At 39.7% G+C, this 15,589-nt stretch carries 15 protein-coding genes and 1 other annotated feature; of the genes, 11 read left to right on the plus strand and 4 right to left on the minus strand.

Annotated features, from left to right (window positions below):
• Nucleotides 1-2: 2 nt before the first annotated feature.
• Nucleotides 3-437 (minus strand): Rrf2 family transcriptional regulator, encoded by a 435-nt coding sequence (locus AC1DVB_RS04900; RefSeq protein WP_057279116.1) that lies wholly within the window; start codon nt 435-437, stop codon nt 3-5.
• 314 nt (nt 438-751) lie between these two features.
• On the opposite strand from AC1DVB_RS04900, the gene AC1DVB_RS04905 reads away from it, so the two are divergent.
• From AC1DVB_RS04905 to galE, 6 genes are all read left to right on the plus strand, one after another.
• Nucleotides 752-1,444 carry a DsbA family protein gene (locus AC1DVB_RS04905; protein WP_057279115.1) on the plus strand — a complete coding sequence of 231 codons (693 nt, stop codon included), beginning with the start codon at nt 752-754 and terminating at the stop codon, nt 1,442-1,444.
• 2 nt (nt 1,445-1,446) lie between these two features.
• The gene (locus AC1DVB_RS04910; RefSeq protein WP_477588364.1) at nt 1,447-1,857 is read left to right on the plus strand and encodes a disulfide oxidoreductase; all 411 of its coding nucleotides are present in this window, start codon (nt 1,447-1,449) and stop codon (nt 1,855-1,857) included.
• 366 nt (nt 1,858-2,223) lie between these two features.
• Nucleotides 2,224-2,865, plus strand: coding sequence for an NAD(P)-dependent oxidoreductase (locus AC1DVB_RS04915; protein WP_454861858.1), 642 nt, complete (start codon nt 2,224-2,226; stop codon nt 2,863-2,865).
• Nucleotides 2,866-3,265: 400 nt separating this feature from the next.
• On the plus strand, nt 3,266-4,153 hold the full coding sequence (galU, locus tag AC1DVB_RS04920) for a UTP--glucose-1-phosphate uridylyltransferase GalU (protein WP_328175626.1): 888 nt from the start codon (nt 3,266-3,268) through the stop codon (nt 4,151-4,153).
• A 137-nt stretch (nt 4,154-4,290) separates the two neighbouring features.
• Entirely contained in the window at nt 4,291-7,893 is a 3,603-nt protein-coding gene (locus tag AC1DVB_RS04925) for a CDP-glycerol glycerophosphotransferase family protein (protein WP_477588366.1), read from the plus strand.
• Nucleotides 7,894-7,986: 93 nt separating this feature from the next.
• Nucleotides 7,987-8,958, plus strand: a complete 972-nt coding sequence (galE, locus tag AC1DVB_RS04930) for a UDP-glucose 4-epimerase GalE (protein ID WP_063574911.1) — start codon at nt 7,987-7,989, stop codon at nt 8,956-8,958.
• Between the two features lie 195 nt (nt 8,959-9,153).
• On the opposite strand, the gene AC1DVB_RS04935 is transcribed toward galE, so the two are convergent.
• A complete protein-coding gene (locus AC1DVB_RS04935; RefSeq protein WP_477588368.1) occupies nt 9,154-9,978 on the minus strand; it encodes an ATP-grasp domain-containing protein in 825 nt (274 codons plus the stop codon).
• 64 nt (nt 9,979-10,042) lie between these two features.
• Nucleotides 10,043-10,254 (minus strand) — a binding site (T-box leader).
• Nucleotides 10,255-10,400: 146 nt separating this feature from the next.
• Here AC1DVB_RS04935 and AC1DVB_RS04940 point away from each other — a divergent pair.
• Nucleotides 10,401-11,291, plus strand: coding sequence for a PhzF family phenazine biosynthesis protein (locus tag AC1DVB_RS04940; RefSeq protein WP_477588370.1), 891 nt, complete (start codon nt 10,401-10,403; stop codon nt 11,289-11,291).
• A 127-nt stretch (nt 11,292-11,418) separates the two neighbouring features.
• Here AC1DVB_RS04940 and AC1DVB_RS04945 read toward each other — a convergent pair whose 3' ends face one another.
• On the minus strand, nt 11,419-12,138 hold the full coding sequence (locus AC1DVB_RS04945) for a pentapeptide repeat-containing protein (protein WP_477588372.1): 720 nt from the start codon (nt 12,136-12,138) through the stop codon (nt 11,419-11,421).
• A 16-nt stretch (nt 12,139-12,154) separates the two neighbouring features.
• Nucleotides 12,155-12,433: a PadR family transcriptional regulator gene (locus tag AC1DVB_RS04950; protein WP_374116857.1), complete on the minus strand. Its 279-nt coding sequence runs from the start codon at nt 12,431-12,433 to the stop codon at nt 12,155-12,157.
• Between the two features lie 267 nt (nt 12,434-12,700).
• On the opposite strand from AC1DVB_RS04950, the gene AC1DVB_RS04955 reads away from it, so the two are divergent.
• The 4 genes from AC1DVB_RS04955 (at nt 12,701) to AC1DVB_RS04970 (ending at nt 15,527) form a co-directional block, all read left to right on the plus strand.
• Nucleotides 12,701-13,321, plus strand: a complete 621-nt coding sequence (locus tag AC1DVB_RS04955) for a class I SAM-dependent methyltransferase (protein ID WP_477588374.1) — start codon at nt 12,701-12,703, stop codon at nt 13,319-13,321.
• A 342-nt stretch (nt 13,322-13,663) separates the two neighbouring features.
• Entirely contained in the window at nt 13,664-14,365 is a 702-nt protein-coding gene (locus tag AC1DVB_RS04960) for a class I SAM-dependent methyltransferase (RefSeq protein ID WP_477588376.1), read from the plus strand.
• A 128-nt stretch (nt 14,366-14,493) separates the two neighbouring features.
• Complete coding sequence (locus tag AC1DVB_RS04965) at nt 14,494-14,703, plus strand: hypothetical protein (RefSeq protein ID WP_477588378.1); 210 nt, start codon at nt 14,494-14,496, stop codon at nt 14,701-14,703.
• Nucleotides 14,694-15,527, plus strand: a complete 834-nt coding sequence (locus AC1DVB_RS04970; RefSeq protein ID WP_477588379.1) for an STAS domain-containing protein — start codon at nt 14,694-14,696, stop codon at nt 15,525-15,527. Before AC1DVB_RS04965 ends, AC1DVB_RS04970 begins: the two co-directional genes overlap by 10 nt.
• The last annotated feature ends 62 nt before the right edge of the window (nt 15,528-15,589 follow it).

Here is a 15,589-nt window from a genome sequence, read left to right on the forward strand (position 1 = left end):
CGCTACTCAGTTTTATCCTTTTCCAGAATCCCCTTGACGACATCCTCGATCGTCACCGCTCCCAACGCCTTTTCCAAGGCAAGTTCAGCAACGGAAAAGATGGGTTCTATTGTATCTTGTATATTTCTTCCAACGGTGCATGCTGGATTAGGATTTTCATGAATTCCAAATAATTCTTTATCGGAGACAATGTTGACAGCGTGATAAACATCGAGCAAAGTGATATCAGACAATTCCTTGGCCAATGTCGCTCCTGCGATACCCGGCCGAACGTTAACTAAACCTGCATTCTTCAGCATGCCAGTGATTTTTCTGATTAAGGCTGGGTTGGTGTTTACACTTTTTGCAATAAAATCGGAAGTGTTAACGCCTTCTTTGTTTATTTCTAAAAGAGATAATATATGGATTCCTACGGAAAAGCGGGTACTGATGGACATCTCTTTTTTCTCTCCTTTAAAATCTCTATTCCTATATAGTATAAATTATTTAACATGTAATTCAAGTGGTTACAAGTTATAATGGTCTGCAAGAATAATATTTATCCATTAACCGTTTCCTTGTCAAGTCACGCCGTTGCTGCAAAGGCAAAAATAAAAGGTATGTGTAATTGACAAACAAGCATGGTGAAACTTATATTATAACGTGTAAATGAATCAGTTACAGGTGAAAGGTGCGGGAAAGGGGGAACTGAAATCGGCCGCCATGGCTGGATAAGGAATATCGACACAACTACAAGTGATGGAGGTATATGATGGCTAATAAAAAAAAGGGTAATCAAAAACAATCTTCTGCATTCACGTTTTGGATCATCGGGTTAATCGCTGTAATCATTATTGGCTTTATATTTTTAGCAAATGGGAAAAAAGACGAAGATACAGCCGTTAATGAAATCGATTATAAATCACAACCATATTTGGGAGAAAAATCGGCTCCTGTCCAAATAGTGGAATTTGGGGACTATAAATGTCCAGTCTGTAAGACATTCGAGAAGCAATTCTTCCCTTCTATACAAAGTGAATTGATTGATACAGGAAAAGCGCAATTTTATTTCATGAATTATTCGTTCATTAACGTCGATTCAACCAGATCCGCTAAATTCGCGGAAAGTGTTTATCAGGAATTAGGCAATGAGACCTTTTGGGAATTTCATGAGCTTTTGTTCGATAAGCAGCCAGCTGACTTGAAATATGAAAAGGAAGATGTCTTTACGGACAAATTCTTAGAAGAAACATTGAAAGAAATCGCAAATGACAAAGATGTGAAAAAAGTCGTTACCTCGTTTAAAGCCAAAAAGTCCGAGGACCAATGGAACAAGGATATGGAGTTGGCCGACGAATTAGGTGTTACTGGAACACCTTCCTTATTTGTCAATGGCAAGAAGTTTGAAGGAAATACAATCGATGATTTAGTGAAAATGGTTGATGATGCAGCGAAGGAGAAATAGTGATGAACAAGCCTCTATTATTTTCTTGGATCCTGTCCATCATCGCCACTGCCGGAAGTCTCTACTTTAGTGAGATTCTCCATTATGTACCCTGCACCTTTTGTTGGTACCAAAGGATCCTGATGTACCCGCTCGTCATCTTATTGGGCCGGGCCTTTTATGAACAGGACCTGAAAATCTATCGATACATCCTCCCATTATCGATTTTGGGCATGGCGGTGTCAGGGTATCACTATAGTCTGCAAAAAATTCCAGCACTACAGCATTTCGAAATGTGCCAAAGCGGTGTTCCCTGCTCAGGTGAGTATATAAATTGGCTAGKATTCATCACGATCCCGTTTTTGTCATTCATCGCCTTTACGCTCATCACAATCTGCATGGCACTGCTAATGAAAAAGAAAATCAGCATGTAATGAAGCGCACCATTCTAAAAGGAATGGTGCGTTTTTATTTATATCGGATGAAAAAACAGGATATACCTGCGTAAATCGGATTATATCGACGAAAAACAGCAATATACCAGCGAAAATCGGATTATACTGACGAAAATCGGCAATATATCAGCGAAAATCGGATTATATCGACGAAAAACGGCAATATATCAGCGAAAATCAGGATATATCTCCGAAAATTGCAATATATCGACAAACTGCGGATAATCTCCGAAACACCTCTAAATAATAAAGTTGACAAATCGTTAACCTGTAACTTATATTATTACATGTAAGTAATTTAGTTACAATTAATATTTCAAAAACAATATATAGGAGGAATGTAAAATGAAAATCGGTATTATTGGTGCGAGCGGAAAAGCTGGAAGTCTGATTTTAAAGGAAGCATTGACTAGGGGACATGAAGTTACGGCCATTGTCAGGAATGAAGCTAGAGTCCAAATTCAAGGAGCTTCCGTATTGGAAAAAGACGTATTCGATCTGAAAGAAGAAGATATTAAAGAATTCGATGTTGTAGTGAATGCATTTGGCGCTGCTCCGGGGAAAGAACATCTGCATGTGGACGCAGGAAAAATCTTGATTGAAGCAATGAAAGGCGCTCCACAAACGAAACTGATCGTTGTTGGCGGAGCTGGAAGCCTTTTTGTTGACGAAGCAAAAACGATTCGTGTCCTGGATACGCCTGAGTTTCCTAAAGAATACTTTGCAACAGCGTTTAATCAATCCAAGAACCTTGGAGATCTGCAAAACGCCACTGACATACAATGGACCTTCATCAGCCCTTCCGCCTTCTTTGATCCGCAAGGAAATAGAACAGGCAGGTATAAACTGGGTAAAGACAACCTTCTTGTAAACTCAAAGGGCGAAAGCTATGTAAGTTATGCCGATTTTGCTCTTGCAGTACTTGATGAAATTGAAAATCCGCAGCACATCAACCAACGCTTTACCGTTGTTGCCGAAGCTGAATAATTTAGTGACGTCTCTCCTCTGGGGTGACGTCTTTTTTTACGAAAGAAACTTCTGAATCGCGCATACTCGCCAAGGAAGCCGTTAATGTATATTTCATCGCTGATGAGGATCAAAGAGCTGACGGTGGGCACCGATAGGGAAGAAGCCAAGCGGAAATTTGAAGCGGGTGAGATGATCAATAATTGATAAGTCTTTAGATCTATGAGCTGTAAGTAAGAAAATAAGGCCTTTTCCTTAAAATTGGGGAAAGGCCTTAAATATTTTGGTTGCGTTTACAAATGAAGGAATTTTTTCTGTTAATATATTTACAAAAAGAGAGTCTATGTTACTATAAAAAGGATGATTCAGAAAAAAATGGGTTGTTTTGTTGATTTATCCTAATATGAAGGAGTTACAAAGAATGAAAAAAGTTAAAAAGGCCATTATACCTGCAGCCGGATTGGGAACCAGATTCTTGCCCGCAACGAAGGCCATGCCTAAAGAAATGCTGCCAATAGTCGATAAACCAACTATACAATATATTATAGAAGAAGCCGTGAAAGCGGGAATTGAAGATATAATCATTGTCACAGGAAAGAATAAACGAGCGATAGAGGATCATTTTGATAATGCGTACGAACTAGAGAATAACTTAAGTGAAAAAGGGAAATTCGATTTATTGGAGAAGGTGCGATACCCATCCAATTTGGCTAATATCCATTACATTAGGCAAAAAGAACCGAGAGGCCTCGGACATGCTGTTTGGTGTGCACGTAACTTTATTGGTGATGAGCCATTTGCCGTCCTTTTAGGCGATGATATCGTGGAAAGCGATGTGCCCTCCCTGCGTCAATTGATCAACGAATATGATGCGACAGGTTCGTCCATCATTGGTGTGCAGCCGGTGAATGAGAGCGAAACACATAGATATGGCATCATCGACCCGCTTACGCAAGAGGGCAGGAGATACGAAGTGAACCGTTTCGTCGAAAAACCAAAGCAAGGAACGGCACCATCCAACTTAGCCATAATGGGAAGATACATACTGACTCCGGAAATATTCGATTTCCTGGCCAAGCAGGAAACAGGGGCTGGCGGTGAAATCCAGTTAACGGATGCCATCCAAAAACTGAATGAAATCCAAAGTGTCTTCGCTTATGATTTTGAAGGGAAACGCTATGATGTCGGAGTTGTCGATGGTTTTGTGAAAACGACAATTGAATTTGCCCTGCAACGTCCCGAATTAAGAGACGACATTTTAAAAGTAATGGAAAATATCCTCGAAATGCACAAGGCAGTGGAAAAGTGATCTTTTAATTTAATAGAGTAATTAGTTTAGAAAAAATCTCCAACTATTGATCATTCATAGTTGTTATTTTTGGTTACTGAAATGCAAACATAATTTTGAATGGTGAATATAAATCCATAAAAGGGGATGCCTATTTAGTGAATAAGAAGGTAATAAAAAGAAAAGTCGATTTCCTTAAACAGCCTATTGTTAATTTCCTATTAAAGGAAAATCATCAGCGTGTAAATAGATATGCAAAGTATTATGAGAAATTAAGCATTCAAAAAAACACCATTCTATATGAGAGCCGTGATGGAAACAGTATGACCGACAATCCATACGCGATGTTTAAATATATGCTGGAAAATCAGGACTATCAAGATTTTGTGCACATTTGGTCCATCCAGGATTTCAGTGTCCTCTCAGGTGTAATGGCGAAGTATAAGGATATGCCGAATGTTCAATTTGTTCAACGTAATTCAAAGGAATATTTAAAGTGGTTGGCGACAAGTGAGTATTTAATCAATAATTCCACATTCCAGTCTTTCTTCATCCCTAAAAGCGATCAAATTTACATCAATACCTGGCATGGAACGCCCCTTAAGAATATGGGCTTTGATATACCCGGTAACCCTTCGGTCTCTCAAAACGTGGTCAGGAACTTCTTGAGTGCAGATTTCATTTTGAGCCCTAATGCCCATACTACCAACATATTTACACATAGCTATAAGTTAAATGGATTGTATAAAGGTGAAATAATAGAAGAAGGATATCCGAGGATCGATTTGACGCTGAATACGAATCCGGGGGAGTATAAGGATTATTTAAGGACCCTGGGTTTGAAAATCAGTGATGCTAAGGAAAATATTTTATATGCCCCGACTTGGAAGGGGACGAACCTGGCCAAGGTGGATAATGATCTTCTTCAAATCATTGCTGATATTCATTATTTACAAAGTCAAATCGGTGAACAATATAACTTATTAATTAAGGTGCATCCATTTCTATATAAAGAAGCGGCCAAGCATTCGGAAATCAAGGATCGGCTAATACCAGACCATGTGGATACAAATGAATTGCTTGCTGCAGTCGATTTGCTTATCACGGATTATTCCAGCATTTTCTTTGATTACCTTGTTACCGATAAGCCCATTCTATTTTACACTTGGGATACGGACGTTTATGCAGAGCAAAGGGGACAATATCTCCAAAATGACGAACTTCCGGGACCCATGCTTTTTAACTCAAAAGAATTGGCGCTAGCCATTAAAGATATTAAAGATGTGAAATTGAGATATTCCGATAAATATAAAAAAATGCAGGAAAAGTTCACGAACCATGAGGATGGAAAAGTAACAGAGAGAATAGTCAAAAATATATTCAATAAGTCTACGAAACAACTAAACATAATTACCGGGCTGGATTCTGCAAAGGAAAAAATATTAATTTATCCGGGCGGTTTGAGGGATAACGGGATTACATCCTCTTTCCTTAACTTAATGAATAATATTGATTATGATAAATATGATGTCAGCTGTTTTACGGGCACTCCTCACTCATACGAGGTTTTGAAAAATATGGGCAAGGTTAATAAGAATGTGCGTTTTCTATTCAAACCTGGCTTGCCTGTTTATAACATACTGGAAGTCTATAAAGATAAATTCATCCATAACAGAGGGGAAAGAGGTTTCTTAGGGAAGAAGCTTTACCCGGAAAATGCCTATATTAGAGAGCATGCACGTTTATTCGGCAAAACAAAGTTTGATTTTGTTATCGATTTTAGCGGTTATAGCCATTATTGGGCTAAATATCTGCTTGCGGCGGATGCAAAAAAGAAAGTTTGTTATATGCATAATGATTTGCTTTCTGATAGTGAACGCATCATTAACGGAAAGAGACCGCACCGGATTAATCTAAGGGGGATTTTTTCGGTATACAATCGATTTGATAAACTGGTAAGCGTGTCTGAGGGAACGATGGAATTAAACCGAAAGAATCTATTGGAGTATGCAGACTTCGATAAATTTGATTATGTAATGAATTCCATCAACCCGGATAAAATCCTTCAAATCGAGTCAAATGAGCCTGAAGGTAGCGAAAATGATGAAAAGGCGATGATCACAGAAAACTTCAAAGCGAGGGCGATTTTAAGGGATGTCAAGGATCATCCTGTTTGGAATACCCTTCCGGGAATTTCGAATGCCGCTCAATTTCCATTGGAAGAACGATTTGAAGGTGCTGAAATCGTGATTTCGAGGAAAACCCATGCTGATCAAAAGACTTTTTATAAATTCAGTCATGACAATCAAATAATAGGCTGGATTAGTGAAGAAGCTGTGGAGCTTCTGCCAGACAGCATCATTTATGAAAAAGAATTGGATAAAATAGCAAGGTTAGTAAGACCTCGATCGAACTATATTTGGTCCTTGCCGTATAAAGTTGAAGGAACGTACAAAGTTTCCGGCAGTCATGATTTTAAAGGGATCATTGTAAAAGTCGATAGGGAAGCAAAAACCCAGCATTCGATTTATAGCAGAATATCAGTAAAAGACAAGATCATAGGCTGGATAGATAATTCGGCTTTATCCGTGCTTGAACATTGTACAATCAATGAAGACATGAGCTATAATGACAAGCTGCAAATCATGATGAAAAGAAAATATATAATATCGAGAAACTATAAAAACAATAAAAAGTTCATCGATAAGATCGAGAATAGAACGCTGAAGGAAATAAACACCGGTAATCAGAAGTACGGTAAAATAACCAACCCGGAAGATCATACAATCTGGACGAAGGCATATCCGAACTACAAGGCTAAAAGAGTGAGCAAGGCAATCGATTTTGAAGGGCAAATCGTCAGAATCATCAAGTATAATAGAACCAACAAAGGCGGCTATTACCTTTTCGAGATAGACAATAAGATAATAGGCTGGCTAAATACTGGAGCATTTGAAATGATAGAAGAGCCAATGGTGTTAAAGGAACGGGAAGTGCGCGGCACTGCCGAAATTAAATTAGGCGATTATCATATATGGGATAAGCCTTATGGGCTGCAAGATGCCATGGTCTTGGAGAATGGGCCATCCTTTAATGGCCGGATCGTTGAATTCGATAAAGAAGCGGTTACTCAACTTGGTACGTATGCCCATATATCATTGGATGGGGTATCTATAGGCTGGATCGATAGACAGGCGTTAATCGTACAAGAGGTCCATGGGTTGGAAGTGAATGATCAATTCGTTCCATATCCTGATAAAAATGATTTTAACTTTGTCAATATGGGAAGGTTATCCCCTGAAAAAGGGCAAGATAATTTGATTCGTGCATTCGCAGGCTTTCATGGGAAACACAAAAATAGTAAACTGTATATTTTAGGACAAGGACCTTTAAAGGAAGATTTGCAGGCAATCATTGATGAGCTGGACTTAAATCATTCCATTCATCTTTTGGGTCAGCTTGAAAATCCATTTTCGTTCATGGAAAAATGTGACTGCTTCGTTCTTTCCTCACATTATGAAGGCCAGCCTATGGTATTATTGGAGGCAATGACCTTAGGAATGAAAATCATGGCTACTGATATAGTGGCTAACCGGACCGTTTTGGAAAACGGTAAATATGGTTTGCTTGTCGAAAATAGCATAGATGGACTGGAAAAGGGCTTATCTACCATGGTTAGTGATGATAATCCTGAACTAGCGAAGTTTGATTACACCCAATATAATGGACTGGCCATGGAAACCTTCAATAAATGCTTATAAAACGAGGGAGGTCCTTATAATTAGACCTCCCACTAATGACATATGCGAGATTTAAAGATTCATTCAAGCTTAAAGTAAAAGGGGTAATACTATATGATTTTGGTCGTTGGCGGTGCAGGATATATTGGAAGTCATCTTGTAAAAGAGTTAGTGAAAACTGAAGAGGTTGTCATTCTGGATAATCTCTCAACTGGATTTCGTTCGCTGGTTGATTCGAAGGCCACCTTGGTGGAAGGGAATTTAGGGGACGAAGCGGTCTTGAATGAAATTTTCCTTAAGTACCCGATTAAAGCGGTCATGCACTTTGCCGCTAATAGCTTGGTCGGGGAGTCTGTTCAAGATCCTTATAAATACTATGATAATAATGTAGGTGCAACTCTTACATTATTGAATACCATGCTTAAACATGATGTTAAGAATTTCATTTTTTCATCAACGGCAGCTACGTACGGGATACCAAATGTGGATATGATTGATGAAGATCAGCCAACGAATCCGATTAACCCATATGGCCGCTCTAAATTGATGGTGGAACAGATCTTAGGGGACTTTGCAAAGGCATATGGACTTCATTATGTCGTCTTGCGTTACTTCAATGCGGCCGGAGCACATGCGTCAGCAGAAATCGGTGAAAGCCATGATCCGGAAACACACCTGATTCCAATCATTTTACAGCATTTATTAGGTCAACGTGAGAAGATTTCCGTGTTTGGTACGGACTATGACACAGAAGATGGCACATGCATTCGCGATTATATCCATGTAACGGATCTAGCCCAAGCTCATATAATCGCGCTTCAAGCCCTATTAACCGGGAAGAAGGATACAGCCATCTACAACCTTGGGAATGGAAAAGGATTTTCGGTTAAGGATGTAATCGACACTTGCGAAAAAGTCACAGGAGTTAAACCGACAGTTGAGTATGCAGACCGTCGCCCTGGAGATCCAGCCCGCCTGGTTGCTTCGGCCGACAAGATATATGAAGAACTCGGTTGGAAGGCATCGATAAATTTGGAAGAAATCATTGAAAGTGCGTGGAAATGGCATAAATCTCAAATGAATTAATGGTCCCTTGGGACTCGGTAGTCATTTCGGACTGTAGACAAACTCGAAGAAAAAAAACGAGTTTGCCTGCAGTTTTTTTATTTGAAGAAGTTGCAGCTGTTTTCAGAAACCCGCCCCCTTTCCGCCAACTGTCTGAAAGCCCCAAGCGCCTGCTGTGTCGGGTCTTGGCTAGCCAGTAATACGGCAGTTTTCATTCTAAGCTTGAAGAGCTTTCCAGATTGATTTTTTCAGGGCTTTTACAAAATTTTGACGTGTTTCTTCGGTTAATTCCAATAGGGAAAGGTACGGATTTAAATCTTCCAGCTCTACTAATAAAAGTTCACCTTGCTCATTCCGACAGGCATCTACTCGTTGGATGCCCCAATCAAGATTGTTCCAATCAATAAATCGTTTAGCAAAAGCCAGGTCTGCTTCAGTAGGGACATATTCTTTTAATTCCCATCTTTTCTCTTTATCAGGCGCATAAAGGGCGTATTGAAATTCCTTATCGATAAAATAAAAAGAGACTTCATACTCAAAGTTGATAAATGGCTGTACCAATGTGTTCTTTGATTTTGCATCCATTTTATCTCCCAATTCTTCTTTCGCGGCAAATTCCAAACCGATGGAATCCGCGCCATCTTTAGGCTTCACTATATACGTTTCCACATTGGGAAGTTTATGTAAAGATTCAAGTGTATCGATGGTCGGAATGACAGGGAATTGTGCATTCGTCAGTTCAATTAAGTATTCCTTCCCGTTCATATCAGCTTTTCCAACAAATGAGTTGTATGTTTTCAAATGGCCAGYAGCCACTCTATTACGGAATGCTAGATACTTGTCTTTAAAATTGGCTACTGGACCGGCATTTCGAAAGACGATCAAGTCAAAATCCTTTTCAAACGTTTCAATGTCTTCAGGATGGCAAAGCACTAACTGAAAATCCTCCCTAAGCTTCGAGGTAAGGAACAAATCCTCCTCATAATAATTTCTTCCTTTTGCCTCATAGTATAAATCCGTTACGAATAATAGTGTCTGCATGACTCCTGCACCCGCTTTCCCGATATTTTCATTGATTGGTTTACATACAAAAAATCCCGTCTCATTAAGAGACGAGATTTGAACTCGCGGCACCACTCTTGTTTAATAATTAAACACACATCCCATTTAACGGGGGAAACCGGTAAAGCTTACTGAAGCTTCGGCTTTACTTCTCGGGGATGATATTCGGTCAGATTCTGGACACTGGCTTTCAGCAAAGCACCAGCTCTCTTTGGAACAGAACGATGACGTACTCCTTCCCTTCATGGAATTTTACATTTGATGAATTTGAGTAATTGTATAATAGTCAGAAAATAAAATCAATGGTTGTTTCACTTACTATAGGACGAAAAGGGAATATGGATAGAGATATAGAATTACTATTCAAGTGAAGCACCATCATTTAATAGGAGATGTTAGATTTGAAAACGGTAAGGGTTTTTCATTACGATGCGTTCAGCAGTAAACCGAATAAAGGAAATCCGGCAGGTGTGGTTTTAGATCCGGATGGACTGACCGAAAAGGAAATGCAGGATATAGCGATGAAGGTGGGGTTCAATGAAACCTCTTTTCCGATGAAATCCGATATTGCCGATCTTAGGATCCGTTATTTTACACCGGGACACGAAATGAATCTTTGCGGACACGCGACAATGGCTACCATCCATGCACTGAAGACCAGGGGATTATTGGATAAAGATGAGCTGATGATTGAAACAGGAGCGGGAATATTGCCAATCAAGATCCATGCGACGGCGGGGCCTGATATATATATTACGATGAAACAGGCCGCGCCGCAGTTTGAAGCGTTTAACGGAGATAAAGCTGGCTTAGCCAGTTCTCTCGGCCTTGATATAGAAGATCTGGAAAGTGAATTACCTATTGTTTATGGAAGTACAGGTTTATGGACTTTACTGGTTCCGGTAAAGGAAAGAAGTTCATTTAAAAGGATGAAGGCAAACAATAGCCTGTTTCCGCAATTATTAAAGGAAATGCCAAGAGCTTCCGTTCATCCCTTTTGCCTGGAAACGTACGATAATGATGCCCATATGCATGCCCGGCATTTTTCCTCGCCCTTTTCAGGTACGCTTGAAGACCCGGTTACAGGAACGGCTTCAGGTGTAATGGGCGCTTATTATGCAAAATACATAAAGGGTGATCTTGAAGATGAGGTGCATCTGTTAATCGAACAGGGACATGAAATCGGAAAGGATGGCAGAGTTCACGTTACAGCTACCAAGAACGATGGCACATACGATATTGAAATCACCGGGAATGCTGTCTACGTTAAAGAATTTGAAGTGGAAGTCTAAAGGTTCATACTGAGATATAAGTCTGAAAAAAAGTATATTGAAAAAACCCTGTGCCAAGACGTTACGTGTCTTAGCACAGGGTTATTGTAGATCAGAAACACGGGGTGGAAGCGCCAATCGCTGTCCTTTAGATGAGGGTCACGCCGCTAAGATCAACCTTTGCTCCATGTAAAAAGTTGTAAGTGAGTTTATCCATCGAAGCTCCTGTAAAGTCGATTTTCTTTAAATCGGACATCCGAAATTGAACATTGATGAGGGTGGCATCGCGGAATGATGCCTTTCTCAATGAAGAGCCTTCGAAAATGGTTTGTTTGAAAGTTTCCCCATCGAATATAAGTCCAGATAAATTACAGCTTTTAAAATGTGTTTTATTATAAATGCTGTTCTTGAAAGTTACGCCTTTTAAATTGGCACTTTTAAATAATGTGCCAGTTAAATTGGCATTTTCAAAGATGCAATGATCTAAGTTACTGCTTTTAAATGTGCTGTTCGTCAGGTCGGAATGGCTGAAGTCAGAACGGCTTAAATCGCAGAAATTAAACTTCCCATCATGCACCGAAACCGAGCGGAAGTCGGAATCCAATAAGCGTTGCCTGGAATAGTCCATGTTTATCGCCTGCTCAAGCACATTGTATTGCAGATTGAGTGATTCCATGAGCTCTGATACCTCCCCAATCGAATCCACAGTCAGTTTATACGCTTCCTGCTCGCTGGCACCATTCCTTCTATGGTCATTGTATTTTTCCAGTAAGTTTTGCAGCAGTTCTTCTTCCAATTCCGTTGCTGTTTTTGCACTTTTGTACGGAGCAAAAATGCCATGAACATGTGCATTCAGTTTTTCAATCACCTTTCATCTTCCCTTCTTAGAGAAGGCGCTCAAGTATTAGCTTGGCCTGCTCCCAGTCATTTTTATTTTGGATATATGTGTTTTCCCCGATTGGGGTGATTTTGTAATATTTCCTTCTTCCGCCTTGTGTGGCATCTCCCCAATAAGAGATGATGCATCCATCCTTTTCCAGTCGTTTTAGGCTGGAGTACATCGTCGCTTCCTTAATTTCATATTGCTCGTTGGAATTCGTATATATCAGTTTGCTGATTTCATAACCATATTTATCGCCACTTTGCAGGAGTTTTAGAATCATCGTATCTACATGTCCGCGAAGCAAGTCAGAGGATAGTTGTCGTTGAACCAAATCCTCACCTCCTTTGGTATATCTTATAGTATATTACTATGACAGTCAAGGTAGTTTGGTTACTATAGATCCTACAGATTTGGAGGGTTTATGAAAAGAAACATGCCAATTTTCGTGAATCACTGCATCGCATACTTTTTAATTGTACTAATTTTCCATCCGCTTGGAAGGGATTTATGATGTTTCATGGAAGAAGTATGTAAGGGGGTGGGCATGTTGAATAATTCGTGGAATAAAGTGGTTTATAAATTTTGGTCGCCCGTTTATGACAAAATCTTCAACTCTCATCTCTTTTTAGATGCCAGGAAAAGTATGTTTGAAGAGCTGGATTTTCATGATCATGCAAAGGTCCTGTTTGTGGGCGTAGGTACGGGGGCCGATTTGGAGTTGATCAAAAACCTTGACCTTGAGATAACGGCAATAGACCTGTCAGCGGATATGTTAAAAAAAGCGATGGGGAAGTTTGATGATGCATCGATCAAGTTCCTCGAGATGGATGCACAGCATATGGAATTCACTAATGAATCGTTTGACTATGTAGTGGGAAGTTTGGTTCTTTCCGTCGTACCTGATGCCAATGAATGTCTTCGGGAAATGATCAGGGTTGTAAAAGGCGAGGGGAAAATAATACTATTCGATAAGTTTATTTCTAAAGATGAAATGCTTTCAGTGCCCAAAAAGCTTCTGAGGCCGATCATTCGATTTTTAGGAACGGATATTGGCTTGAGGTTTGAAGACTTGTTCAGTGGACATGGGGATATTATGGAAATTGAAGAAGATCGGCCGATCATGTTGAATGGAATGTATAGAAAGATAATCATCATTAAACGGTTATGAGGACATCAGGATACCAGATAGAGCTGAGTTTTGTTTTTTGAAGCTAAACCGGATACGCTGTAAAGAGCATGTAATATTTGACATGCATGTATAAAACCCATGTCTTCACTAACATGGTTAATGAGCTGATCATCGGGTTATGGAGTAAGAACGGATCATACCATCAGAAGGCAGTTCGCATGCATCATTGATACCTTTAAATTCCAGTGAACATTATATAAACAACAAGGTCCAATGGTGTCTGAACGTCATATGTAACGAATTTTTGATGCGGCTGTTACAGAGGCACCGGGCGAAATCAGTATAATTAAATCGTGGGATAAAATGGAAGAGGTGATGGTTTTGTCGGAGACGATTACAGCCTATGAAGATCTATTGAACATGCTGGACTCATTATTGCGTGAACCAACTGGATTCTGGAATGGTTTTTATGAAGACCGCTCAAAAGGGGTTCCATTTTTCGAAAATTTCCCTGATGAGAATTTGGTTTCATATTTTGATGGTGGGTTAATTGGGCCAGGAAAGGTTCTTGAGCTTGGATGCGGACCTGGCAGAAATGCCATTTACCTTGCTCAAAAGGGCTGTTCGGTTGATGCGGTGGACCTTTCGAAGGAAGCCCTTGAATGGGGAAAAGAACGGGCAGGAGATAAAAATGTCCAAGTGAACTTCATTCAAGAGAATATATTTGATTTGGATATTGCAAAAGGACAATATGACTTCGTATATGATTCAGGTTGTTTTCACCATATTGCCCCACATCGAAGGATGAATTATTTGGAGATGGTGAAAAAGGCGTTAAGGCCTAAGGGGTTCTATTCGATCACTTGTTTTGTCGAAGGCGGCATATTGGGTGGTTCCGATATTTCAGATTGGGAAGTATATAGGCAAAGAAGCCTTAAAGGCGGTTTAGGTTTTACTGAAGAAAAACTCAGAATGATCTTCAAGGAATTCGAAGTGGTGGAAATACGGAAAATGAGGAAAATGGAACAATCGGATGAAACCTTTGGGGTGCAAGGTTTATGGACGGCTTTATTTATGAAATGAGAAGGAGAAATGGTTTTAAACCGAAGGATCTGGGATCAGGTCCTTTTTTGTGTGGAAATTGTTAACAAAAAATAAAAATGGTAAACTATAACAACACTATAAAGTTTTAGGAACGGGTATTTACCAGAATGATAGAGAAGGCTTTTGCTGATCTTTTTTTAAAAAACATGGTTTCAAAAACAGCTGGGAAGGTATATGGAAAGAGGGAGCCATCAGGAATCAGAGAGCATAAGGTTTTAAGTATGGAAGAGGTTGTCTTTGATGCTTGCTGTTTTGATAAATTAGATTTATCGATTGCTTTTTATAAAAAACTAAATAGGAGGAGTTTATGCACGTAAATAAAGAATTATATGCCTTTTTATTGGGTGTGGCAGCACAATTGACTGAGGATTGGTACGCATCCTTGAATAAAAGTGATAGTACTGGTGTATATTGCTCAACCGATCCCAAAGTGATTAAAAAACTTAAGCAGCAAAATAATGAATTCCATTTACGTTTCTTTCAGGTCTTTGATACAGAGGAGAGGGAATTCTTTAAGCAGCTTGGTGATTGGATTGAAGCGATCGGTCAGGATGAGCAGCATTTAAACACACCCATCTATTTTATATTGAGGGAGTTTTTCCGTACGCAAGAGCAATACCTGGGTTATATTGACCGGTTTGTGAAATTGCATGGAGATCAATATACACAGGAGGAAATAAACTCCTGGTATCGGATAGTGGTGAAGGTGTTCAGTGAAGTGATGGAGAGGTTTACGGAAGCGAATCATAGGTATGCCAATAAAATCATGAAAGCCCAACAGGCAACGATCGATGAATTGAGCACACCCATCATTTCCCTTAAAGATAACACGGCATTGCTTCCCCTGATAGGCGATATTGACACGACGAGGGGCATGTCCTTGCTTGAAAACACCTTACAAAAGTGCGCTGAAAAAAATGTCACCAGACTTTTCATTGACCTATCCGGCGTTCATTCAATAGATAGCGGATCCGCACACCAGTTGTCTCAATTGATTGAATCCTTGCATTTGATCGGAATTCAAACAACCCTTTCAGGACTTCGACCGGAAATAGCCATGACTGCCGTTAAGCTTCAATTGCCTTTTGATAAAGTGACGATAAAGTCCACTCTTGCCCAAGCGATCAGTACGATAAAATAATACATACATACCCTGGGCTCGGGCATGTTCGTTATACATTTCATCGAGAAGACCTCCATATG

Source organism: Peribacillus sp. P4_D6 (genome assembly GCF_056401795.1).